Here is a 25,512-nt window from a genome sequence, read left to right on the forward strand (position 1 = left end):
TGTCTGGTTCCTTACTTAAAACTTGGAGCCGTATTAAAGTGACTCTCGACTAAGCGTTGAGTAATAGGGTTTTGTGGATCACTCAGTACTTTGTGAGTATCACCTGATTCAACGACGTCACCTTCATGCATCACCATGATTTTGTCAGTAATGTGTTTTACTGTTCCGATATGCTGGGAAACGTAAACAAATGAAACGCCCATCTCTTCTTGTAGCTCTAAGAACAGGTTGATGATTTGCGAACGCATGGCCATATCCAGACCATTTAACGCTTCATCGGCAACAATGATAGATGGCTGGAGGATCAAAGCGCGAGCCAAACAGACACGTTGTTTCTGTCCCGTTGCTAGCATTTGCGGATAAAAATAGGCGTGTTCAGGCAATAGCCCCACTCTGAGTAGCGTATCTTTTACCCTTTTCACGCGCGCTTCTGGCGTCATGTTGGTATTACGCTTGAGTGGTCCTTGAAGAATATTGCCAATTTGGATTTTAGGATTAAGTGAGGTGTTTGGATCTTGAAAGATCATGCGAATCAGCTTGCACCGGGTGGAATAATCTTTGTGTTCAAGTAGGTCGCCGTTTACGCGTATTTCACCAGAAGTTGGTGCAACCATGCCGGCTAACATTCGTGCCAGAGTTGATTTACCCGAACCATTTTGTCCAATGAAACCGATGGTTTGCCCAGCTTCTAATGTAAAGCTGACAGGCTTAACCGCGTAGTTTTCTCTCTTGCGAAGTAAGCCTGGACGCGTAACAAATACTTTTGATAGATCCGTCACTTCTAATAGTGCACTCATCCTTTTTTCTCCATGTTGAGTGGGAAGTGACAAGAGTATTTATGATTTTTAATTCTTTGTGGCATTGGTATTTCTACGCATTGACGTTGTGCATAGGGGCAGCGAGGACCAAGGCGACAGCCAATAGGCAGATGCTGCAAAGGTGGAATGCTACCCGGCAGTGACTGTAGTTTCTGCTTATGCGGGATCCACTCTGAAAAATCTGGCATCGCTTTCAATAGTGCCGCGGTGTATGGGTGTTTTGGTTTTTCGAGTATTTTTTTTGTGTCGGCAGATTCCACCGATTGTCCACAGTACATTACTGTGATGCGGTCAGCCCATTGGGTAATAGTGGTTAGGTCATGCCCAATAAGCAAAATGCTGGTGTTGTTGATCTGATTCATACGGCTTAAAAGGCGCAGAATTTGTGACTGTGTAATTGGGTCAAGGTCATTGGTTGGTTCATCAGCAATCAGCAGTTTTGGTTTTGCTGCAATTGCCATCGCAATCATCACTTTTTGACATTCACCATCGGTTAACTCGTAAGGGTAGCTGCTCATTATCTGGCGGTGGTTCTTAATACCAACCTTATGCAGCAGTGCGGTCGCTTGTTTTTTACGCCACTGAAAACGTTGCCACCATTTTCCATCGAATGAGCGAGAAGGAATCGCTTCAAGTAACTGATTGCCCACTTCTTCAGAAGGGTCTAAACAGGTAGAAGGTTCTTGAAAAATCATTGCAATATCACGTGCGATGACACGGCGTCGTTCTCGTGGTGTCAGTTGCAGTAAATCAAGATTACCTAAGCGCATCCGATCGGCGGTGACCTTCCAGTTATCTTTGCAAACACCAACAATTGCTTTTGCAACTAGGCTTTTGCCTGAACCTGACTCACCAACTAAACCTCGGATTTCACCTTCATTTAGTGTCATGCTCATGCGGTCGACGGCTTTCACCATCCCTTGCGGTGTTTCAATCTCGATTGTTAAATGTCGAATATCGAGTAATGGCATTATTCAACTCCTGCATTGAGAGCTTGGCGCACGCCTTCACCTACTAAGTTTACGACAACAACAGTAAACATAATAGCGAGTCCCGGCAGAGTTACCGTCCATGGAGCTAAGTAAATTAGCTCTACAGAATCACCCAAAACCGCTCCCCATTCAGCACTTGGAGCTTGAGCGCCTAATCCAAGAAACCCGAGAGCGGTGATATCGAGAATGGCAATGGAAAGTGCGAGAGTAAATTCCGTGGCAAATATAACTAAGACGTTAGGTAGAATCGAGTTCCACAGCAAATAGAAGTTGTTTGCCCCATCTAAGCGTGCTGCCATCACATAGTCTTTTTCGACTTCATTGTGGACTGCGAGATAAACTGAGCGAACAAATCGTGGTATCAAAGCAATGCAAATGGCCAGCAATACATTGAATTCACCAAAGCCGAGAAATGCGACAAAAATAATCGCAAGCAGTAGGGATGGAATAGACATGACAGTGTCTAGTAGGTGGTTGAGCGTACTTGAAATCAACCCTTTAGTCATCCCTGCGAGAACCCCAATAGCACAGCCTAGGGTAGCAGCAATAACGGTGATGATAACCGCTGCGGCAAAGGTAGGTTGAGAGCCGACAATTAAACGTGAAAGAATGTCTCGACCTAAGTCGTCGGTGCCGAGAAAATACTCTACCGTTCCGGCAGGATTCCATGAAGGAGGTAACAGTAACTCTCCACTTTGAAGCTGAGGATCATGTGGTGTGATCCATGGTGCCACTATGGTGATGAGTACGATCAGAATGAGGCACCATAAGCCAAACATCGCTAGGTTATTGGTGCGAAAAGTACGCCAAAATCGCTCAAATTGAGTTGGAATGCGTTCTTCTTGATAGATGTTATCGGTTAGCATACCAATCTTTCCTTACTAGCGGGTTAATCATAGCTCCAACTAAATCAGATAAAATGTTGGCAGTTAAAACTAACGTTGCCACCACAATGACCCCTGCTTGAATTGAAACATAATCTTGATTCGAAAGAGCATCAAGTAACCAGCGACCAATACCTGGCCAGTTAAAAATCGATTCGGTCACAATGGTGAGTGTTAACATACTGGACAACTGCACGCCAATTTTGGGAATAATTGGCGGAATCGCATTCCGTAATACATGCTGGGTCACAATTTCACGCGTAGAGAGACCTTTAATACGAGCTGCGCGAATGTAGTTTTTGGTCATGACTTCTGAAACGGAGGTGCGCATCAAGCCAATAACTTGCGTTGTTGGTGTTAATGCCAATACCAAACAAGGCAAAATGAGATGGTCTATAACACTTTGTAATGCATAAGCACGCTGTGGTCCTTCCGTCAGAAACGCATCAATTAACGCAAAGCCAGTCACATGTTCAATTTGATAAAGAAGATCATACCGACCTGCAACAGGAAATATTTGGTAGTTGAGTGAGAACGCCATAATCATGAGCAGAGCGACCCAAAAAATAGGCGCAGAGTAACCTGACATTGAAGTAAATGAGATAACTGTATCAACCCATTTACCTTGCTTCATTCCCGCTAGTGTTCCAATTGGAATACCAATAATCAGCGAAATTAAAAACGCGATGAGACAGAGCTCTAACGTTGCAGGAAAAACCAATTTAAGTTCGTCGAGAATGGGTACCCCAGCTTTATTTACGCCAAAGTTTAATTGAGAAAGCTCACCTAAATATGAACTCCAGCCTCCCCAGAAACTTTGCATTGCCCAATGAGAGCTTGGGTCAAGGCGCAGAAGACCATAGCCAACAATCGTCAGGATCAATAAAGTGATAATAAATAAGTTCAGCCGTCGTATCGTATAGAGAAACATCTATTTGATCCTCTCTACTTGGTCGAATGGCTGAGCATTGAATGGGCTCATTTTAAAACCTACTAACGAACTGTCATGTGCCTGGAACTGCATACCATGGTTGAGAGGTATCACTGGAAACTCAGTGTTCAAAATGTTCTGAGCCTGTTTATATAAGTTTGTACGGTAGCGGGGTGTTTCAACTTCTAATGCTAAATCAAGCAAGAAATCGAAATCAGTGTTACACCAGCTAGAAATAGTGAGGCCAGCTCGTCCTGAACTGCAAGAAAGTAGAGGTCGCAAGAAGTTATCGGGGTCGCCAGTGTCTGCAATCCAACCCGTTAGGTAAAGATCGATTTTCTCCTCGTTGCCAGTCGCTTGGCGGCTAAATCGATCATCGGTTAGCAGGTTCAGCGTAATTCCGATATCGGACATATTTGCTTGGATTAGTTCAGCTGTTTTTCGCGGGCTAGGATTATAAGATCGAGGTTCTAACGGTACGAGCATATTGAGCGTTAGTCCGTCAGCAAAACCGGCATCGCGTAACAAAGCAATGGCGTAGTTGCGATCATAACGAATCTGAATGCTATCTCCGTTGTACGCCCAAGAGTTCTGCGGCAATACAGAAAATGCTTGGCTACCCGTTCCGTAATACACCGAGTCCAAAATGTTTTGCCGATTGATTGCGTGATTCAGTGCTCGACGAACTCGCACATCGCTAAGTGCTGGGTGTTCGGTATTCACGGCAATGTATGAGATGTTCATGGCCGGTTTTACCGTTAAAGTCAGCTCATCATGGGCTTCAATGGTCGGTATTTGGCTTGAACGAGGGGAGGTCAACACATCACATTCATTGCGTAATAATTTGGCCAAGGTGCCAGTACCGCGGTGTGAAATGTCAAACACCACTTGCTCCATCTTCGCTGTACCTGCCCAGTACGTTTGATGGCGTTTCAAACGAACTAAGTCATTGACCTGATAATCATTTAAGTAAAATGGGCCGGTACCTACAGGATTTCGATCAAGCATGCTGAGTTCGTCAGCCAATTGAAGCTGTAGCGCGTATTCTTTTGAGTGAATGACTGCATGGCTAGTGGCGATATTAGACAAAAAGGTATTATCGGGCTTTGCCAGTACAAATTTCACTGTGTACCGATCGATGGCGCTTACATCAACAACCAAGTTTTGGAAATCAATGCCACTAAACCACGGATACAGACCACCGCCAACCTTATGGAAAGGATGCTGTGGATCAATAATACGTCGGAAACTGAACACAACGTCATCAGCCGTCAGAAAACGCGATGGCGTAAACCAAGCGGTGGTTTGAAAAGAGACCCCTTGTTTGAGATTAAATAGGTACTCAGTCCCTGTATCATTAACTTCCCAGCTCTCAGCAATGCTTGGCTTTGGCTTGTAGGTGTCCGAATCAAGCGTCAGTAGAGTATCGAAAAGTTGTGAGCTTAACGTTTCAGACGTAATCCCACTATTGACCAATTGAGGGTTAAATGTCGTAGGACCAGCTTGACCACAGAATACGAACCCTGTTTGGCGTGCTTTTTCGTGACTAATTTCCTCACCACAGCCAGTTAAAAAACCAGCAGCAAAGAAACTTATTGTCAAATGTATGAATGCTCTCATAAGATTTAGCGTCTATAGCGCAATGGAACCCTCAATTATGCCTCAAGGGTTATAGCATTGACTACTACTTGTTGATACCAAGCGCTTCCTTAAATGTATATTTAACTAGCTAGTGGGTAGTATTATTTACTCTCGCGAGTCAAATTATACTTTCTCACCATGCCCCTTAATTGGTGATAGCTTAATCCGAGTAACTCTGCTGCTTTACGCTGATTGTATTTACTCTGTTCTAACGCAGCTGCTAGTAATACTTGGTCTTGCTGTTCTTGCCACTCTTTGTAATCCAGTGGGAATTCTATATTGGTCGTTTGCAATCGTTCTTCATTTACGATGTCATTGTTTTGAGTGGCAGAATTTGCGAATGGATTAAAGATTAAATCCTCAATAGCATGCTCAGATTGACCGTGCTGATAAACCGCTCGTTCAACAACGTTTTTCAATTCTCGAACATTGCCTGGCCATGGATGCTCAAGTAGGTTCTGTTGTGCTTGCCAGCTAAAACCAACAAAATAGTCATAGCCTAGCTCTCGACACATTTTTATCGCGTAGTATTCCGCAAGCAGCAGAATATCTTCTTTTCTTTCTCGGAGCGGCGGTAAATGGATAACGTCGAAAGCAATCCGATCAAGTAGATCGGCGCGAAACGTCCCATTTTCTGCCATTGCTGGTAAATCGGCATTAGTTGCACAAACTAAGCGTACATTCGCGCTGAGTAAGTCGTGCCCACCGACGCGCTCATACTGACCATACTCAATGACACGTAACAGTTTTTCTTGTACAAGCAAAGGTGCTGTGGCGAGCTCATCCAAAAAGAGTGTGCCATTCTCTGCGCGCTCAAAGCGTCCTTTATGCCGTCCTTTTGAGCCTGTAAATGAGCCAGATTCATGACCAAATAGTTCCGAGTCAATCAGCCCTTCACTCAATGTCGAGCAATTTAATGAAATTAAAGGCTGATCCCAGCGTTTCGATAGGTAGTGGAGTCGCTGTGCAATCAACTCTTTACCCGTTCCTCGTTCTCCTATGATGAGTATAGGTCTTTCGATGGTCGCAAGTTTCGATACTTTATCCAGTACCGAGAGAAAAGCAGGGGACTCGCCAATCAAATTTTGCTGCATGGTCAATCACGGCTCACTGAGGTTGGTAAATTTAACCTATAGTTGGTCAAACTCCTCACACACACAAGCGATTATTTGAGGTTTTTTTGTTAACATGCTGAATATTAAAGAATTTAAAACTTGGCATGAGAATTGATTAAGTAAATATGTCCATACTCAATATGATTAAATGTAGAAGGAGTCGTCCATGGGTATTTTTTCTCGTTTCGCCGATATCGTGAATTCAAACATCAGCGCTTTACTGGATAAAGCGGAAGATCCTGAAAAAATGATCCGTCTGATTATTCAAGAAATGGAAGACACGCTGGTTGAAGTTCGCACTAATTCAGCAAAAGCAATGGCTGACAAAAAAGAGTTGGCGCGTAAAGTCGATGCCATTGATGATCAAGTGCAAGAGTGGCAACAGAAAGCGACTCTTGCACTAACTAAGCAAAGAGATGATTTAGCTCGCGCTGCTTTGATTGAGAAGCAAAAGTTACAAGACCTTCTTAAAGGTTTACATACCGAGCAAACCTTAGTCGAAGAAACCATCAATAAATTGACGGGCGAAATAGGTAAATTAGAAAACAAGATCACAGAAACTCGAGCTAAACAGCAAGCACTTGCTATCCGCAGCCAGACTGCATCGAATCGTCGTGATGTTCAACGTCATTTACATACTGCTCGTACGAGTGAAGCTATGGCGAAATTTGACCAGTATTCTCGTAAGATTGATGAACTGGAAGCAGAAGCTGATTTGTATGCGAAGACTGGCAATGGTAAATCGCTTGATCAAGAATTTGCCGAGTTGCAAGCTCAAGATGAGATAGAGCAAGAGTTAGCTAAACTTAAGCAACAAATGGAAGAAAAGAAGTAGGTTTCGTTTTTAAGGCAGGGTAGCCTGCCTTTTGTGAATTGATTTAGGAGTTACTTATGTCATCGTTTTTTATTGCTGGACCACTGATCGTTTTCCTGATTTTTGTGGCTCCACTATGGCTGTTTCTTCATTATCGCAGTAAGCGAAAAACTGGCAGCGGCTTATCTCAAGAAGACTATCAACGCCTACAGACTCTATCTGAACGTGCAGAATCGATGCAAAAACGTGTCGATACATTAGAACGAATTCTCGATGCGGAGTCGCCTAACTGGAGGCGCAATTATGAGTAAAGAGCTATATCGTGACACGATTAATGGTAAGTTAACTGGTGTTTGTGCCGGGCTTGCCAATTACATCGGTGCGGAAGTGTGGCTGGTGCGTATTTTGGTTATTTCAGCGGCATTACTTGGCGGGTCTTTCCTTGTTGTATTAGCTTATATCGCATTGACGCTAATGGTTGAGAAGCAGCCAGAAAATTTTGTTGAGAGCTTAAAAACAAAGCAAGAGCACAAGTTAAAAAATAAACCATGGCAAGCTGGTCAATCTCCGGATCAATTGCTTAATACACTGGATAATGATTTTGAACAGTTGGAAGGTAAAGTACGTAAGATGGAAGCGTATGTGACCTCAGATACATTCAAAGTTAACCGCGAGTTCAGTCAGCTTTAGTTCCTTCCAACGAGAGAGGCGTGCGCTGCCTCTCAAGTTGTTCATTTTATTAATAAATATATTGTGTAAAGTGGCAGAGTAGAAATCGCTCATCTATCTTTTGTTAAAGGCTTCAAAAGCCCGCCAAACAAATGGATGATCGATTATGCTCAAGACCTTGTCATTGCTTGTTGTAACCATTGTACTTTATGGTTGCGGCAAGGACCTCCCCCCTGTAGCTGAGCCGGATTCTCGTCCTGCCAAATTATTCTCTGTAACGGTTGGTAATTCTGCATTTGAACGTCGCTTCCCTGCCACAACCGAAGCGGGTGAGCGAGCTGTGCTTGCTTTTCGTGTCCCCGGTCTTTTGCAGACTATTGATGTGGTGGCTGGGCAGCCTGTTGTAAAAGGGCAAGTACTCGCAACTCTCAATCCTGACCAATACGAACTATTAGCAAAGCAAGCCAATGCTCAATATCGTTTAGCCGATGTTCAATATCAAAGGAACAAGAAGCTACGTAGAGATAAAGTCGTATCCGAGCAGGATTTCGACCAAGCTAAAGCCAACCGAAACTCTGCGCGAGCCATGCTCGATCAAGCCAATGCAAACCTACGTTACGCGAAGTTGGTTGCACCTTATGATGGTACGATATCACTCATCCCAGCAGAAAATCATGAGTATATTGAAGCCAAGAAAGGGGTGATGAACATACAGACTAATTTATTGATGAAGGTTTTTTTCCAACTTCCAGATCATTTGTTAAGTCGATTCTCAACCGGAGCGAATCCAGAAGCTTTCATGTCTTATGATGCCTTTCCTGGTAGCGAGTATCCTCTGTCTTTTCAAGAGATTGATACTGAGGCAGATCCTAAGACGGGTTCTTATAAAGTGACCATGGTGATGGAACGACCTATAAATACAGGGATCCTGCCCGGAATGTCTGGGACAGTTCGTGTTGTTGCTGCTTCTTCAACTGCTACGAGTATTCCTGCCTCTGCGTTGTTTAAAGAAAACGGGAAGACCTGTGTATGGCGAGTTGACCAAAGCGGTATTGTTGAAAAAGCCGCAATAGAGCTTAACGACAAACAACAAGTGGTTTCGGGTCTTAGCGATGGTGACCAAATTGTTATCTCAGGTGTAAGTGGTATAGATGCGGGAATCAAGGTGCGTGAGTGGGTAAAGGAGCGAGGGTTGTAGTATGAAAATAAACGGTATGAAAATAAGAATTGTACTTACCTCGTCACTATTCTTTCTACTTGCAGCATGCGGTGGAGAGCCAACATATAACGATTCTAGTTTACCCAACGTTTCGGTGATGGAGATTGAAGAAACGGTTAAGGGAGATAGCCTGTACTTCCCTGCAGTAGCAAACGCGGCAGAGCGTTCTCACTTGAGCTTTCGAGTTGCCGGAGAAATTAGCAAAATCGTGGTAAAAGAGGGCAGCAGGGTCATGAAAGGAGACCTAATTGCGGAGTTAGAGCCGACGGATTATCAATTAGAAGTGGATAATGCGTCTGCACGATACTCGGTGATCAATAGTCAATATCGTCGTTCTCAACCATTGGTTAAAAAGGGGCTTTTGGCTAAATCTCAATTTGATGAAATTGCGGCTCAAAGACTCATTGCGCTTGCTGAGTTGGAACTAGCCCAATTGCGGCTGTCATTTACTCAACTAAAAGCTCCTGTTGATGGCATCATTTCGCGCGTTTCGGTGGATCAGTTTGAAAACATCCAAGTCGGGCAGAACGTCGTCAATATACACAGCGTCAGTAGCGTCGAAGTGTTGATCCAATTGCCCGATAGAATTTATGTTAATCAACCTGATCAAGACAAGTTGTCACGTATTGATGCGATAGTAAGAGTGCCGAGTGGTAATGAATATCACGCGACGATTAAAGAGTTCACCACAGAGCCTGACCCACAAACGGGAACATTTAATGTGACCCTGTCACTACCAATGCCGGAGGATGAATACATTCTTGATGGCATGGCGGTTGAGGTAACCTCTCGAAGTGAAAAAGTTGGGCTTGATTTGAAGCGTGGAGTACAAATTCCAATCGAGGCGATCTTTAACCAAGATGGTGATGCTCTCCAACGAGCAAGTAAGTATGTTTGGCTTATGGATGAAAACAGCATTGTTAAAAAACAAAAAGTTGTTATAGGCAAAGTGAGCCAGAATGCAATTCAAGTCTTGTCGGGTTTAACGCCAGGCCAAAGGATCGTGACAGCAGGGCTTTCACGATTAACAGAGGGAAGTAAAGTGCAGATAATCGGCAAGGAGGCTGGTAATGAATAATAAAGTCGAAACGCCTCAAAATGACGACGATATTACCGGCATTGCTGCCTACTTCATCCGTAACCGAGTTATCAGTTGGATGATTGCATTAATCTTCTTGATTGGTGGCGTAGCTTCATTTTTTGGCTTGGGACGTTTAGAAGATCCTGCATTTACTATCAAAGACGCCATGGTGGTGACTTCTTACCCCGGTGCAACGCCTCAACAGGTTGAGGAGGAAGTGACCTACCCACTAGAGAAAGCCATTCAGCAATTGACCTATGTCGATGAAATTAATTCTATTTCGAGCCGTGGCTTATCGCAGATCAGCGTGACCATGAAAAATAATTATGGTCCAGATGATTTACCGCAGATTTGGGATGAATTACGCCGAAAGGTGAATGATTTAAAAGGTTCGCTGCCTCCTGGGGTGAATGATCCGCAAGTCATCGATGATTTCGGCGATGTTTATGGCATTTTGCTTGCGGTAACCGGGGAAGGTTACAGTTATAAAGAACTACTGGACTATGTTGACTATTTACGGCGGGAGCTCGAGCTCGTTGACGGCGTCAGTAAAATATCGGTGACTGGTGAGCAACAAGAACAGGTGTTCATAGAGATTTCAATGAAGCGACTAAGCAGCTTGGGCTTAGCGCCAACCACAGTATTCAATCTCCTCTCCACACAAAACATTGTTTCTCCGGCCGGTGCGGTGCGCATTGGCAGTGAATACATTCGTATCCATCCTACTGGTGAGTTTGAAAACGTTGACCAACTTGGTGATTTGATTATTACCGAGAGTGGCGCACAAGGGCTGATCTATTTACGTGATGTGGCTGAAATAAAGCGGGGTGATATAGATGTTCCAACGAATGTCATTACCTTCAATGGGCGACTAGCGTTGAATGTCGGTGTGTCTTTTGCTCAAGGGATCAACGTTGTGAAGGTTGGTGAGCGTTTTGACCGGCGTTTAGCTGAGCTGAAATACCAGCAACCTGTTGGTATTGATATATCGGAAATTTATAGCCAGCCAAAGGAAGTTGATAAATCGGTGCGTGGATTTGTCGTGAGTCTTGGGCAAGCAGTAGCGATAGTTATTATTGTACTGCTGTTCTTTATGGGGCTGAGATCAGGGTTATTGATTGGTTTAATTTTGCTGCTGACTGTTTCAGGCACCTTCATTTTTATGAAGTACTACCAAATCGATTTACAGCGAATATCACTTGGTGCCTTGGTTATTGCGCTTGGGATGCTGGTGGACAACGCAATAGTGGTGGTTGAGGGAATATTAATCGGAACGCAGAAAGGGAGGACGAGGCTACAAGCCGCCACCGACATTGTTACCCAGACAAAGTGGCCCTTACTTGGTGCCACTATTATCGCCGTGACAGCTTTCGCTCCTATCGGTCTCTCTGAAGACTCGACAGGTGAGTATTGCGGTACATTATTCACCGTTCTATTGATATCACTGATGTTGAGTTGGTTTACCGCTATTTCACTCACCCCATTTTTTGCAGATATCTTTTTCAGAGGGCAGAAAGCACCTCAGGGTGATGAGAGCAGTGACCCGTATAACGGTGTGATTTTCGTCGTCTATAAGGGGTTTCTTGAATTTTGTATGAAGCGTGCTTGGCTGACCATGGCGGTCTTAGTGCTTGGGTTAGTCGCGAGTATTTACGGTTTTACTCATGTGAAGCAATCATTCTTCCCTTCTTCGACTACACCCATCTTTCAAGTGGATGTTTGGCTTCCGGAAGGCACAGACATTCGAGCAACTAACACCAAGTTAAAATCGCTAGAAGTATGGATTTCTGAGCAAAGTGGTGTTGAACATGTGACGACGACCGCTGGAAAGGGGTTACAGCGCTTCATGCTAACGTATGCTCCTGAAAAGAGTTATGCAGCATATGGTGAGATAACCACACGGGTGACAAATCATGAAACCTTGCCTGATTTAATGGCTCGCTTTCGTGAGCATCTAGAACAAAACTTCCCTGAAATCAATTACAAGCTTAAGCAAATCGAATTGGGTCCGGGTGGCGGGGCTAAAATTGAGGCGAGAGTGATTGGCTCTGATCCAACGGTACTGCGCTCAATTGCGGCGCAAATTGAGACCATCATGCATGCCGATTCTGGCGCAACCAATATTCGTCATGACTGGCGTCAGCGCACCAAAATCTTAGAGCCTCAGTTTAATGAGAGCCAAGCAAGACGTTATGGTATTACCAAATCGGATGTAGACGATTTCTTAGCCATGTCATTCGCAGGCAAAGCCGTGGGCGTTTACCGTGATGGCACAACATTGATGCCAATTGTGGCGCGCTTACCAGAAGACGAGCGTGTTGATATTCGTAATATAGAAGGGATGAAGATATGGAGCCCTGCGCTAAGCGAATATATTCCATTGCAACAAGTTACCCTTGGTTATGAAATGTTTTGGGAAGACCCAATCATTGTGCGTAAAGATCGTAAGCGTGTGCTAACGATTATGGCAGACCCAGATATCTTAGGTGAAGAAACCGCGGCGACATTGCAAAAACGCATACAAAGCCAGGTAGAGTCGATAGAGTTTCCGTCAGGGTATAGCTTGGAATGGGGAGGAGAATATGAATCTTCTGGTGATGCTCAAGCCTCGTTGTTCATGACTATGCCTTTGGGTTACCTGTTTATGTTCTTAATTACCGTCTTCTTGTTTAACTCGGTAAAAGAGCCACTGATTGTTTGGTGCACTGTGCCATTAGCCATTATTGGGGTAACGACGGGGCTATTAGCACTCAATACGCCATTTGGCTTTATGGCGTTACTTGGCTTCTTGAGCTTGTCTGGTATGGTATTGAAAAACGGCATTGTATTGTTGGATCAAATCAATATAGAAATTCATTCCGGTAAAGAACCTTACAGCGCCGTTGTTGAAGCGGCATTGAGCCGTGTTAGACCAGTTTGTATGGCTGCAATTACGACAGTACTGGGTATGGTTCCGCTGCTACCGGATATCTTCTTTAAGCCGATGGCTGTAACCATAATGTTTGGTCTGGGATTTGCGACGGTACTGACGTTGATTGTAGTGCCTGTTTTGTATCGTCTCTTCCATCGAGTTTCGATTCCGAGTTAATCTATACCCGTCATACTTGAAGTTGCAGCGGTGTTGGCTGTGTTCGTGCTCCCCAATCACATAGTTCACCTATGCTCAGGGGACTGCCTACCTGTACCTTCAAGTTTCTTGGGTATAAGCTGATGATTGGAATAAAGAGATAACAATGGAACAACAAACTTGTGCATGGGCGATGAACCACCCATTGGAAAGGGAATACCACGATCTAGAATGGGGCATTCCTGTTTATGATGACACCACACTGTTTGAATTTATCACCCTGGAAGGGGCGCAGGCTGGGCTTAGCTGGATTACGATTTTGAAAAAGCGCGAAGGTTATCGATTGGCGTTTGAAGGGTATGATTTACAAATGTTGAGCCAGCAAGATCAATCGCGTGTTGAGGCGATCATTGAGCAGTTTGAAGTTGTAAGGCACCGTGGGAAAATAGCCTCGGTTTTCTCGAATGCGAGAGCAGCATTAGAACTTATCGATGAATATGGCAGTTTATCGAATGCGCTTTGGCAATTTGTTGATCACAAGCCAAAGGTGAATCATTGGCATGAAATGTCGCAGGTGCCCACTTCTACAGACGAATCAAAAGCGATGAGTAAGTTTCTAAAAAAACGTGGCTTTAAGTTTGTTGGAGAAACGATTTGTTACGCGTTTATGCAGGCGACCGGAATGGTGGACGACCACCTTGTTGGTTGTCCGAAAAAACAAAATAACTAAAATTAAGCCCGCTGATGAATTTAGCGGGCTTATTTTTTATAACAGTTTTATAGAGTGGCTGCTTTTTCGAGTATGACGGTGTTGTAACGAGCCAATGCTGCTTCAAGATCGACAATGAGGTCATTTACATCTTCTAAACCGATATGCAGTCGGATTAAGGTTCCCTCAAAGTGAGGGTGTGCCACGGTACGTAAGCTGTTAAAACTCTTTGGCTCATTGGCAAGGATCAAACTTTCATACCCGCCCCAAGAATACCCCATACTAAAATGCTGCATATTATCAAGTAAGGCTGTAGTGGCTTTTGAATCGCTGGTTTTAAGCACAAACGAAAACAAACCATTGCCGCCAGTAAAATCGCGTTCGAAAAATTCATGACCCGGGCAGGTTTCGAGAGCGGGATGACGAACATGGTCGACTTCTGGTCGAGATTGCAACCAACGCGCTATTTTGAGGCTGTTTTCAGCATGCTGACGTAAGCGAACATCAAGAGTGCGAATACCTCGTAAACCTAAGTAAGCATCGTCTGCTGAGATACATTGTCCCATTAAGTAACTTTGCTCGCGCAGTTGATCCCAACACTTTTCATTGGCGACAGCGGTGCCTAGCATCACATCAGAATGCCCAACAATGTATTTTGTTGCGGCTTGAATAGAAATATCGACACCATGCTCAAATGGTGAAAAGTTCACGCCGGCAGCCCATGTGTTGTCAAGCATAACGATGATGTTATGTTGATGAGCTATTTTTGCAAGAGTGGGGACATCTTGTACTTCCATGGTGATAGAACCAGGAGACTCAAGAAACAAGACTTTGGTGTTTGGTCTAATGAGATCTTGTATTTCGTCACCAATAGTAGGGGTGAAGTAGGTGGTTTCTATACCCATTTTCTTCATGATTTTGTCACAAAAATCACGGGTAGGTTCGTAACAAGTATCAACCATTAAGATGTGATCACCCGTTTCAACGAATGCCAGAATAGCGTTAGAAATAGCCGCGGTGCCACAAGGGTAAAGAGCGCAACCGACACCGCCTTCAATTTCTACCATAGCGTCTTGCAGGGCAAAGTGGGTTTGGGTACCACGTCGCCCGTAAAATAAGGTTTTATTCGCACGGTTTGCAATAGCGTGGTTTTTCTCAGCTACTGTGTTGAAAACCACAGTAGATGCACGTTGTACCGGTGGGTTAACCACGCCATTAGTCCATTTTTTGTCGCGTCCTGCGGTGACATATTTAGTCTGTTTGCCTTCTGACATATTAAGTCCTTGTCTTCATTGGGCTAGTTCATAGGTATATTTAAAACATGCTCGCGCTGACAAAGCAAGGCTAACACTTAGAGTGTTTGGAGATATACCCTTCCTACTTGAAGCTACAGCTGTGTTGGCTGCGCTCACTCACCCCAATCACATAGTTTATCTATGCTCATGGGAATGAATTAACTTGCCGCCTATCTGAAGCTTCAAGTTGTTTGAGTATTAAGATAAAAATGACCGAGTATAGGCTCGGTCATTGATGATTAAAGGAGTGGATTGAACAGGTAGAAAGTTCGCTCTAAAAAACGAGAGAATATAGAACGCTCACGCCATTTATCAATTGAAACGGGATGCGATTGGGCGATGTAATCATTTTGTAATTCATGCATTTTCTGGGTAAATTCTTGGTCATCAATCGCCAAAGTGACTTCGAAATTGAGCCACAGGCTACGCATGTCCATATTTACAGTGCCAACTAGACAGAATTGTTCATCTATCACAACTGATTTAGTGTGTAGCAGACCACCATAAAACTCATAGATTTTGACCCCGGCAAGCAGCAATTCACTGTAGAAAGCTTTTGAGGCCCATTGAACCATCAAAGAATCATTCTTATGCGGGATGATGAGCTCGACATTGATGCCTCGTTGCGCTGTCATTTTTAAGGTTTCGAGTAGATCTGTACTGGGTACAAAGTAGGGCGTGGTAATTCGTACTGATTGATTTGCTTGGTTAATTGCGAGTGTGAGTACTTGGTAGATTAAGTATTCAGGCATCCCCGGACCTGAAGGAACAACTTGTATTGGGTGTTGAGAGCTATGCTCATCAAGCTTACATTCAGGAATTGTAGGAAAAGCTCGCTCTCCAGTTTCGACTTCCCAGTCCCAACAATGAATCGCCGACAATACATTTACGGTTGGGCCCGTCACCCTTACCATGATGTCTATCCATTGTCCCACATCCGAGTCTTGCTTGAAGTAGGCTGGGTCCACCATGTTCATAGAACCAGTGTAGGCAACTTTCTCATCTATAACGATTATTTTCCGGTGCTGCCGCAGATCGAGACGGCGCAAAAATATACGCCAAGGGCTAACTTCAAGTGCTTGGATTACATTGATGCCAGCTTGCTTCATTTTGGTAAACCAATCACTACGGAAAAAACGCGGGCTACCAGCAGAATCGAGTAATAGCTTTACCTCTACTCCACGTTTTGCCGCGCGAATAAGCGCATTGGCGACATCGTCAGCCATGCCTCCCGGATGCCAGATATAAAAGACCATTCTAATGCTGTGTTGTGCTTGGTCGATATCTTCAATCACCGAACGCATGATGGCTTTAGGTGAGTTTTGTAAAGAGAGTTCATTGCCACTTAAAGCAGGCAGACCTAACCGATTATTACACAATTCATCAATGCGATAGATGTGACGACCAAAGTTCTCGGGGGAATGTGCATTACAGTTGCTTAATTTGGAGAACCATTCGATAAATGGCGCCAACATTTCTTTTGCTCGGTCAGCACGTTTTCGACCCAGATTAAGCTCGCCGAATAAGAAATAACAGGCAACACCGACAACTGGGACGATATAGATCACCATTAGCCAAGCCAGAGAAACGCTGACCGCTCTGCGTTTTAGTACAACTCGTAGTGTTACGCCTGCGACTAATACCCAGTAGAGAACGATACTTGCCAGTGTGACAAAATGGTAAAACTTTTCCATTAATGATCCTAGTCAGAACAATTAGTTAAATACTAAGCTGAATTGAAAATGGATAACAGCTGAAGCTGAACAAAATGTCGTAGAAAAATATGATCATTTACTCAACAAAGTTGTATTCCAATGTTTATTGCTTGAGATTTATCTGTTATTGGATGAAGAAATGTTGTTATAAAATGTTCGGCTTGAACAAAAATGCAGCACTCAACTGCTGTGAAGAGAGTTTTGAGTGGAAAAATAGACTACTGGGGTTCCAATTCTACTCTCAAGCTGCTTTACTTGCCATACATAGAGCGTCACATAAATTTTTCAATGGTGTAAACTTTTAAATACACTATTAACCTTTAGGCGCCAGCATTAAACAAACGCAACAATAGAATAGATGGTGATAATGTGGCAACAACAACTACTACCACAAAACCCCGTGATAGCTGGGGGTCAAAATTTGGCTTCGTTATGGCCGCTGCTGGTTCAGCAGTAGGTCTTGGTAATATATGGAAGTTTCCATATACCGCAGGGGAAAGCGGGGGTGGTGCATTTGTCGCCATTTATCTTTTATTTGTAATTTTTATCGGTTTCAGTGTAATGCTGACCGAATTCGCGATAGGTCGAAAGACAGGAACATCAGCCGTTGGTGCATTTAAATCAACAGATCGTCGCTGGACGTTTGTTGGCGTGATCGGTGTGTTGAGTGGATTACTGATTATGGGCTTCTATCCGGTCGTTGGTGGCTGGGCAGTGGCGTATATTTACAAAATTTCAACGGGGCTGCTGAGCACGCCAGAAGTAATCGGTGATAGCTTTGGTAGTTTCATCTCTGATCCTGTACAACCGCTGATGTGGATGGGTTTGTATCTACTCCTAAATATCTTCGTTGTGATCCGTGGCGTTTCCGGTGGTATTGAGAAAGCGGGCAAAATTTTAATGCCACTGTTGTTTGTGATCCTTATCATTGTTGCTGTTAAAGGCTTAAGCCTACCGGGCGCAATGGCTGGGTTGGAGTTTCTGTTTCAACCGGATTTCTCAAAAGTAAACAGTAGTGTTGTTCTTGCTGCGCTAGGTCAAGCCTTCTTCTCTTTGAGCCTTGGTATGGGTTGTATGATGACCTATGGTAGTTACTTGAAGCGCAAAGAGAACTTAGTGCAAACGACGGCGATGGTGACGGCGATGGACACAGGTGTTGCGTTGTTGGCTGGTGTTGCAATGTTCCCAGCGATGTTCGCATTTAGTATGGAGCCTGCTGCGGGACCCGGTTTAGTCTTTGTTGTGGTACCGCAATTGTTCGCCGAGATGGGTGGTGTAATTGGTTTGCTGCTTGCGTTACTTTTCTTCATCGGATTGAGTGTCGCTGCACTGACTTCGTCAGTATCTTTACTGGAAGTCGTTGTGTCTTATCTCATTGATGAAAAAGGCATGAAGCGTCCAACTGCCGTTTTAAGTGCGAGCGCAGTGATGGCGATATTGTGTGTCTTTGCGTCTCTTTCCCTAGGGGGAACAGGACCAACGTTATTCTCGACGGGTGCGTTTGATATTTTCGACTTGCTAACAGATAAAATTTTCTTAGCGGTTGGCGGTATGCTGGTTTGTATTTTTGCGGGTTGGCGTTTAAATCGTGCTGAGCTAGAGAAAGAAATAACCAATGACGGCACAATCAAATTCCCATTGTTTGGCTTATGGTACAACTTAGTTAAGTACGTTATTCCGTTTGCGATTGCCATCGTTGCCATAGCTGGTGTGAAAGCCGGGTTTGATAGTGGTAAAGGGGAAATAATGTTGGTCGGTTTGGTTATTATTGGTGTGGCTGGGGTACTCTCGAAGAAGCTATAATTCGGCTTAGTGAAATATACTAAGTAGTAAACGTTAAACCAGTAAATGCTCGTTGAAGTCCCGTAAGGCGCAATTCAACGAGCATTTTTTTGTTTTCAATGAACTATCTCGGTAGTGAGACTGATTATTGGTGAAGAGTTCAATGTTCTGCATCTTAGATTTAGTGTGACTTGTGTCGCATAGCGTCTAAATTTAGATGATTCATCGTAAAATACATCCGAAATGTTACATATTCGACTATTTAATCTCACGCTGCAGTTGCATAATCGCCGCCTTTTACCGTACGTTCCTGTCGGTATATTCGAAATCTGTTTTTAATGCTTGAAGGTGTATTGTGATTTTATCAGTAAGGAAGAAACTCTACTTAGGGTTTGGTGCCATTTTAGCGTTGCTGACGCTTATGGTGACTATTATTGCGTATGAAGTTGTTGAATCTCATGCGGTTGCTGAAGATGTTCGTACTAATGTTGTACCCGAGGTTGTCGCTTACTTAACGTTGCTTGATCAAATGGGTGATGTTTATCGAGATGCGGTAGGTGCGGTCTCTGGCGTTCAAGGTGCACTAGATGGTTACTATAGCAATAAAAATCAATTCGCAGATGTATTGCTAGAGTTGAAATCTTATCAAGGTTCAGGTTCGACTGGTTACCAACGTTTGCTCGATATGGAGCAGTACATGGAGCAGTTTACCAAAGAGTTTGAGAGTAACGTGCTCCCTCAGATAAAAGGAGACTACCGTTATTCTGAAGTGCTTCCACAGGTGAGCGGATACTTTGACGCTTATCTCTATCCGCTTGAAACGCTACTTGACGAGGTCACGAGCGCAGAAGTGGATAATTCACAAACAGTGATTGGTAGCCTAAGTGACTCGTTTACCACAATTGAAAATACAATTGGTGTGCTGTCTACTATCACTATTATTGTGTCGTGCGCTATTGCGTATTTATTGTCTCATTCGATTACGACACGTTTGACTAACCTTGAGCAAGTTGCGCAAAAAGTGGCGGATGGAGATCTATCGTCAGATCCTATCGTTGATAAATCAGGTGATGAGCTTTCTAGTTTGGCTTCTTCTATCAATAGAATGCAAGGCTCTTTGTTATCGCTTATTGGCTCAATTAATACCGTTACGGGGGAAGTTAAAACGGTCACTGCGGAACTAACCACAGTTAGCCAAGGCTTGGTTCAAGGCGCCTCTGAACAGGCCGACAAAGCACATCTTATTGCCACTGCATCTGAAGAGTTAAGTCAAACAATTTCGGAAGTTGCGCACCAAAGTACCACAACATATGAGCAAGCTCGTAGCTCGGAAGGTGTGGCACAAACAGGACGAGACATCATTGTTGAGATGGTTGCCAGCATCCAGCAAGTGAGTGGTCAAATGGAAGAAATGTCTTCACAAATGAATGCGCTTGGTAGTCACGGAGAAAAAATCGGTTCTGTGATTAAAGTGATTGAAGGCATTGCAGAGCAAACTAACTTACTTGCACTTAACGCGGCAATTGAAGCGGCGCGAGCGGGTGAGTTTGGTCGTGGTTTTGCGGTAGTTGCTGATGAAGTACGCGCGCTTGCTGAGCGCACCACAAGTGCAACCAAAGAAGTGTCGGGTATTATCCAAGCTATTCAGATTGGCACTCAAGAAGCTGTCACATGCACAGAGGATAATCGTCGCTTGGTTGAAATTGGCGTAAGTCAAAGTACCGGTGCGGTTGGTGCGTTAGAAGAAATAGTGGCTGGTGCGGCGCATGTGCAGAGTATGATCAATTCAATCGCGACAGCGGCAGAAGAGCAAACAGCAGTGACACGTGAAATTACCGCAGATATTACGATGATTAGTGATATCTCTAATCAATCATTGCAACTTGCGAGTGATAGTTCTGGTGATATCAAAGATTTGAACGACAAGGTTCTGGAATTAGAAGAACTTATGGGTAAATTCCGCTTAGTGTAATCGCCATTTACCTCTGTAGAATTACAGTATTTAATTGATAATATGAGAGTTACATTAATCTTTCGGTGTGAGTACTGGAATGAAAGAGTAACTCTCTATCTTTGAATTTGATCAAATTTCCTTCCGTTTGCCATTTACTTCTTTTCAATAGCCCAGTGTTAATTAGACGTAGAAATAGCCTTTGAAATACCCCCCTTGCTCTGCTTCTAAGTCACGAAGTAACAAATTAATTAAGCACATAAAGAGCAATGCACTTTATGTGCTTTGAGTGAGCTGATATCATTCAAACCTACATGGAAGTCAACTCAGTTAGATAGTGATGGTCAGTTCATAAACATAGAGTATTAAGAGAGAAGATGGCAAAGTTTACACTGTATCTTTTAGTTGCATTTTTGTTAGTTTCTCCTGCAGTTTCACTAGCGGAGAACTCCCACTCATCCCCTCAGAATAACAAGCAATTAATCGTAGGTTTTCCTTACAAATACATCGAGCCTTTGGCGATCAAAAATGAAAAGGGTCACATCGATGGTTTACTCCCTGCACTATTTACAAAGTATGCAAATCAAGCTGGTTACGATGTAAAAATTAAAAGCTATGAAACCTTTAGCGATGTCATGGCGGCATACATCAAAGGTGATTTAGATGTGATGATTGGTGTGACTGCGACACTAGAGAGAGAGTCAATCATGACTTTTTCTGAGCCAATTTTAGCGATCAGACGCGGAGCAGTTAGCGCTCAGCATATTGGTAGTTATGAAGAACTTAAAAATAAGACTGTCGCAACAATTGAAGGTTTTGCTGATGAAAGCTTCCTAAAAAATATTCTTCCAAGTGCTAGATCTTTATCTGTACCTAGTAACCTAGAAGCGATCCGCACGGTCGCCCTCGGATTAGCAGACGCTCAGATTGGTGATGGGGTTATGTTATATGAGCACTATAAAAATAGCCCATACCGAGATCAAGTTGACATGTTCATACTTGACGAGCTTCCGGTAGATACTCTCTATCTAGGTGTACCAAAGTCAGAAAAACTGTTGTTAGAAGATTTGAATGCTGCGATTAAAGTTGTCAATGAAATGCCTGAATATACGCGCATCATTCATCGCTGGCTTGATGAGAAACAGCAAGAGTTCATCAGAAAAGCGACGTCGTTGACGCTTTCTTCAGAAGAGCAGATATGGATAGACAATCATCCTGTCGTTGATATTGGTGTTGCTAGGGATTGGTCACCGATTGAAGAGGTGATCAATGGGACATATCAGGGTATTGCTGCTGACGTATTAAGTGAGGTAAGCAAATTAACTGGTATTCAATTCGAGCACATTAGCTACCCTTTACATAAGCAGACCTATCAAGCGTTTCTTGAAGGGGATTTCCCTATGATGGCTGCAATATCTCCTACAGACCAACGCTTAGACCAAATGCTTATTACTCAGGGATTTATGCGTGAGCCTTGGGTTGTATTAGGTCGATCAAGTGAATATGACACGGTTTTGTCTGGGTTTAGCTTAGATAGTGACGACACGGTTGGCGTTGTGGCAGAAACTTATGGCTTGAGTATGTACAAGGAGCTGTGTTCAAGCTGCACTGTGATCAAGTTTGATTCACAGAAGAAGCTGATTGAAGCGATTATGGAAGGCTCAATAGATGCAGGTATGAGCTCACTATTACTCGCTCAACCATATATGCAGGGGCAATATCTTGGGCAATTAAAAGTTATCAATAGCCTTAGTGATCGCTCGTTTATCCCTGTTGCGTTCGCGGTTAACAAAGGTAACCAAACCTTACTCAATATTATCAATAAGGCAATCGCAGTCATTCCTCCTAGTAAATTGGTGACGATTGAAAAACGTTGGATGCGAACCTCGTATCAAACGGGTGTGCAAACAAAGCAAGTGGTTGTTTGGATCTCTCTAATATTGGGAATGTCGTCGCTGGTCATTGGTTTGATCTTTTATTCCAACCGAAAATTACAGCGGGAAGTTGAGCAGAGGAGAGAGGTTGAAACTGCACTTCAGCAAAAAGTTAAATTTGAGCGTTCCCTTTTAGATGCAATTCCATTTCCAATCATCGTTAAAGATAGAGATGGTAAAGTAGTCGCCGTCAATCGCACCGTACATAAACTAACAAAAGAAGAAAATAGTGCAGTCGAGCAAATCGATGAACTTTCTCTGAAAGCAAGTGAGCTGGGTTCTATCATCTACGATTCGGTAGAAGATCAGTCTGTGTTGTGTGGAGAGAGTATTGAAGGTAAAGAAAAACGGATTGTATTTTCAGAGCAGGATAAGCACTTTGCCTACTGGAAGTGTCCCTACATCTTAGATGTGGCTGATACTGCAACGGGTACCGTGACTATTCTTCATGATATTACAGAGCTAAGAGATGCGGAGATCAGAGCAAGAGAAGCTGAGCAAGGCATTCAGTATTTGGCTGATAATGTTAACGGTGCGGTAATTCAGCATTTTCAATCTAAGAATGATAGAGATGCACTCGAATTTAGCTTTGTTAGTGCTGGTATATTCGACCTGGTTGGCGTGACGCCTAAAGATATGGTAAATGACCACCATATCTTTTTCGATTTAATGGATGAGAATCAGTTAGAAGACTTCCTTATCAAAACTCGTTGTTCTGCTGAACAAGGAACAATGTCCCATGAGTTTCATATTCATTCGCTTGATAAATGGATTCAACTGCAGAGCAAGATTACGCAACGCAATGAGAGATTTATTTGGAATACAGTACTGACTGATATTACTGAGTTAAAAGCTCAGCAAAAAGAACTTGAATCGGCTAAATCCAGTGCCATAGCGGCAACGGAAGCTAAGTCCCGATTTCTAGCGAATATGAGTCATGAAATACGAACCCCCATTGGTGGCATTATTAGTCTTCTTGAATTATTTACGGAATACTCACTTCCGTCTGAGGCGATCAAGCTTCATTCAAGTCTGACCAAATCCGCGAATAACTTATTACACATCGTCAATGACATTCTTGATTTTTCTAAAATCGAAGCAGGAAAACTAGAAATTGCCCCTGTCGCTGCGAGCATGCATTCAATGCTACTACGTATGGCGCAGACCCAATCAAGCCATGCCTATTCAAAGGGGTTAACCTTTGAATTTTGGTTGGCGCAAGATGTCTGCGACGTCGTTATTGTCGACGAGGTAAGGCTTAGCCAGATAATTAATAACTTTGCTAATAACGCGATTAAGTTTACTGAGAAAGGTAAAGTTCGCTTAGCGGTTGATAGTTTCCATGTTGAGAACCGTTTGCAGACAGTCTGCTTTACCATCAGTGATACCGGTATTGGCATGGATGAGCAGTGTCAGCGCAACTTATTTGAACCCTTCGTCCAGGCTGATGAAAGTACACAGAGAAAGTTTGGTGGTACCGGTTTAGGCTTGTCGATTAGCAAGCAATTGGTTGAGCAAATGGGTGGAAAAATTACTGTCACCAGCAAATTGAACCAAGGTTCTTGTTTCCGAATACTCATTCCAGTTGAGGTTCAAGAACCGCATAAACCCGTTGAATTAACAGATGAACCAGTGCTAGTCGTTGGTGATTTCTATCAGAAATCAGACTTGAAAAGATATTTGAGCAGTTCAAAAACAACGATTGTAGATAGTGATTTTGACAATAAGGTTGCGCTTGGATGTGCAGCGTCTGAAATTAAGATTCGACAGATAGTCATATCAGATAGTGCTTATCAGCAGCTTGGATTAAGTAAAGAGTGGTTGAGCCGCGAACTTCCGGAAGTTAATACGCTTCTAGTTCAGAATGCCCCCTTATTTTCACCAGAACCATATGACGACTGCTGGAAACTATCAGCCAGCCCTCTCATGCCTGATCAGCTATACCATTGTTTAACCAATAAGGTATCAAGCATTGAGCAGGAGATAGAGTCCCCAGTTCAACCAGAAATTGTTACGCAAACTAGGGATGAAGCGCTGAATGATAATCGCCTCGTTTTGGTTGCGGAAGATCACCCAATTAACCGCCAAGTGATCAAAACGATGTTGCATCAACTTGGTTATGTTGCTGATATTGTTGATGATGGTGTTCAGGCGTATGAAGAGCTGCAAAAAAGACAGTACGGTTTGTTGCTTACCGATTGCCATATGCCTGAAATGGACGGTTATGAGTTGACTAAAGTGATTCGAGCACAGGAATGTGAACAGAACAAAAGTCCAATACCGATTATTGCTTTAACAGCCAACGCTATTCATGGTGAGGCGGAAAGGTGTTTAGAGTTAGGCATGACGGAGTTTTTAACTAAACCGGTGAAAAAAGAGAGGCTTCGAGACACACTGGAAAAATGGTTACCTCCAATTAACCCCTCAGTAAAAACTTGTGGCGCTAGTGACACTGACATAGCTATAGAAAGCTTTGATTTTGATTTGGGGTTTGTTGACCAAGAAGAGATTGTCGACTCGGAGCCGGTGACTAATCGTCATTTGAAAAACGAAGAGAACGATAATCTTATTGACCTTGAGGTTGTTCTAGAGATCTTTGGCGATAAAGACATTGCTCATGACATGATTCGACAGTTCTATGAAAGTTATCGAAATGATGTCGACAGTCTAATTTCAGCAAAGGATAGCCATCATCATGATGATGTACAAAATATCGCCCATCGAATTAAAGGTGCAGCCAGTACATTAGGGTCAAATCAAATAGAGATTGTAGCAACTGAACTGGAACGGCTTGCTCAACAAGGCATTGTCGAACACTACCGAGAATGTACCGAGCGGTTGGATGAACTTTCACATCTTCTTAGACAAGAAATAAATATAAGAATTGGATATTGA

Annotated in this window: 18 protein-coding genes; 10 read left to right on the forward strand and 8 right to left on the reverse strand. The window is 43.4% G+C overall.

Translation table 11 applies throughout. The features are described from left to right. Positions 1–11: 11 nt before the first annotated feature. From L4C38_RS14590 to pspF, 6 genes are all read right to left on the reverse strand, one after another. Positions 12–797 (reverse strand): peptide ABC transporter ATP-binding protein, encoded by a 786-nt coding sequence (locus tag L4C38_RS14590; RefSeq protein ID WP_428798291.1) that lies wholly within the window; start codon positions 795–797, stop codon positions 12–14. Further along, positions 794–1,789, reverse strand: coding sequence for a peptide ABC transporter ATP-binding protein (locus L4C38_RS14595; protein WP_428798292.1), 996 nt, complete (start codon positions 1,787–1,789; stop codon positions 794–796). Before L4C38_RS14595 ends, L4C38_RS14590 begins: the two co-directional genes overlap by 4 nt. Next, on the reverse strand, positions 1,789–2,676 hold the full coding sequence (gene sapC / locus L4C38_RS14600) for a putrescine export ABC transporter permease SapC (RefSeq protein ID WP_428798293.1): 888 nt from the start codon (positions 2,674–2,676) through the stop codon (positions 1,789–1,791). Before sapC ends, L4C38_RS14595 begins: the two co-directional genes overlap by 1 nt. After that, entirely contained in the window at positions 2,663–3,625 is a 963-nt protein-coding gene (locus L4C38_RS14605) for an ABC transporter permease (RefSeq protein ID WP_428798294.1), read from the reverse strand. The genes sapC and L4C38_RS14605 overlap by 14 nt, the downstream gene beginning before the upstream one ends. After that, entirely contained in the window at positions 3,626–5,245 is a 1,620-nt protein-coding gene (locus tag L4C38_RS14610; protein WP_428798295.1) for an ABC transporter substrate-binding protein, read from the reverse strand. A gap of 122 nt (positions 5,246–5,367) precedes the next feature. Further along, on the reverse strand, positions 5,368–6,360 hold the full coding sequence (gene pspF / locus L4C38_RS14615) for a phage shock protein operon transcriptional activator (RefSeq protein WP_428798296.1): 993 nt from the start codon (positions 6,358–6,360) through the stop codon (positions 5,368–5,370). Positions 6,361–6,547: 187 nt separating this feature from the next. On the opposite strand from pspF, the gene pspA reads away from it, so the two are divergent. The 7 genes from pspA to L4C38_RS14650 all read left to right on the forward strand — a co-directional run bounded on the left by pspA (position 6,548) and on the right by L4C38_RS14650 (position 13,961). Further along, positions 6,548–7,216 carry a phage shock protein PspA gene (pspA, locus tag L4C38_RS14620; protein WP_428798297.1) on the forward strand — a complete coding sequence of 223 codons (669 nt, stop codon included), beginning with the start codon at positions 6,548–6,550 and terminating at the stop codon, positions 7,214–7,216. Positions 7,217–7,272: 56 nt separating this feature from the next. Next, the gene (gene pspB, locus L4C38_RS14625; RefSeq protein WP_428798298.1) at positions 7,273–7,506 is read left to right on the forward strand and encodes an envelope stress response membrane protein PspB; all 234 of its coding nucleotides are present in this window, start codon (positions 7,273–7,275) and stop codon (positions 7,504–7,506) included. Further along, the gene (pspC, locus tag L4C38_RS14630; RefSeq protein ID WP_428798299.1) at positions 7,469–7,885 is read left to right on the forward strand and encodes an envelope stress response membrane protein PspC; all 417 of its coding nucleotides are present in this window, start codon (positions 7,469–7,471) and stop codon (positions 7,883–7,885) included. The genes pspB and pspC overlap by 38 nt, the downstream gene beginning before the upstream one ends. A 145-nt stretch (positions 7,886–8,030) precedes the next feature. Next, on the forward strand, positions 8,031–9,062 hold the full coding sequence (locus L4C38_RS14635; RefSeq protein WP_428798300.1) for an efflux RND transporter periplasmic adaptor subunit: 1,032 nt from the start codon (positions 8,031–8,033) through the stop codon (positions 9,060–9,062). A 16-nt stretch (positions 9,063–9,078) separates the two neighbouring features. Next, positions 9,079–10,161, forward strand: a complete 1,083-nt coding sequence (locus L4C38_RS14640) for an efflux RND transporter periplasmic adaptor subunit (protein ID WP_428798363.1) — start codon at positions 9,079–9,081, stop codon at positions 10,159–10,161. Beyond that, positions 10,154–13,252 (forward strand): efflux RND transporter permease subunit, encoded by a 3,099-nt coding sequence (locus L4C38_RS14645; RefSeq protein ID WP_428798301.1) that lies wholly within the window; start codon positions 10,154–10,156, stop codon positions 13,250–13,252. The genes L4C38_RS14640 and L4C38_RS14645 overlap by 8 nt, the downstream gene beginning before the upstream one ends. 145 nt (positions 13,253–13,397) lie before the next feature. Continuing rightward, a complete protein-coding gene (locus L4C38_RS14650) occupies positions 13,398–13,961 on the forward strand; it encodes a DNA-3-methyladenine glycosylase I (protein ID WP_428798302.1) in 564 nt (187 codons plus the stop codon). Positions 13,962–14,008: 47 nt separating this feature from the next. Here L4C38_RS14650 and L4C38_RS14655 read toward each other — a convergent pair whose 3' ends face one another. Both L4C38_RS14655 and cls read right to left on the reverse strand, forming a co-directional pair. Beyond that, positions 14,009–15,214 carry a cystathionine beta-lyase gene (locus tag L4C38_RS14655; RefSeq protein ID WP_428798303.1) on the reverse strand — a complete coding sequence of 402 codons (1,206 nt, stop codon included), beginning with the start codon at positions 15,212–15,214 and terminating at the stop codon, positions 14,009–14,011. Positions 15,215–15,474: 260 nt separating this feature from the next. Beyond that, complete coding sequence (gene cls / locus L4C38_RS14660) at positions 15,475–16,929, reverse strand: cardiolipin synthase (RefSeq protein WP_428798304.1); 1,455 nt, start codon at positions 16,927–16,929, stop codon at positions 15,475–15,477. Between the two features lie 390 nt (positions 16,930–17,319). Between cls and L4C38_RS14665 the strand changes: the two genes are divergently transcribed. The 3 genes from L4C38_RS14665 to L4C38_RS14675 all read left to right on the forward strand — a co-directional run bounded on the left by L4C38_RS14665 (position 17,320) and on the right by L4C38_RS14675 (position 25,512). After that, complete coding sequence (locus L4C38_RS14665) at positions 17,320–18,753, forward strand: sodium-dependent transporter (RefSeq protein WP_428798305.1); 1,434 nt, start codon at positions 17,320–17,322, stop codon at positions 18,751–18,753. Between the two features lie 334 nt (positions 18,754–19,087). Next, positions 19,088–20,704, forward strand: a complete 1,617-nt coding sequence (locus tag L4C38_RS14670) for a methyl-accepting chemotaxis protein (RefSeq protein WP_428798306.1) — start codon at positions 19,088–19,090, stop codon at positions 20,702–20,704. Between the two features lie 356 nt (positions 20,705–21,060). Beyond that, on the forward strand, positions 21,061–25,512 hold the full coding sequence (locus tag L4C38_RS14675) for an ATP-binding protein (protein ID WP_428798307.1): 4,452 nt from the start codon (positions 21,061–21,063) through the stop codon (positions 25,510–25,512).

It is taken from the genome of Vibrio kasasachensis, assembly GCF_050337565.1.
Classification (GTDB): Bacteria; Pseudomonadota; Gammaproteobacteria; order Enterobacterales; family Vibrionaceae; genus Vibrio; species Vibrio kasasachensis.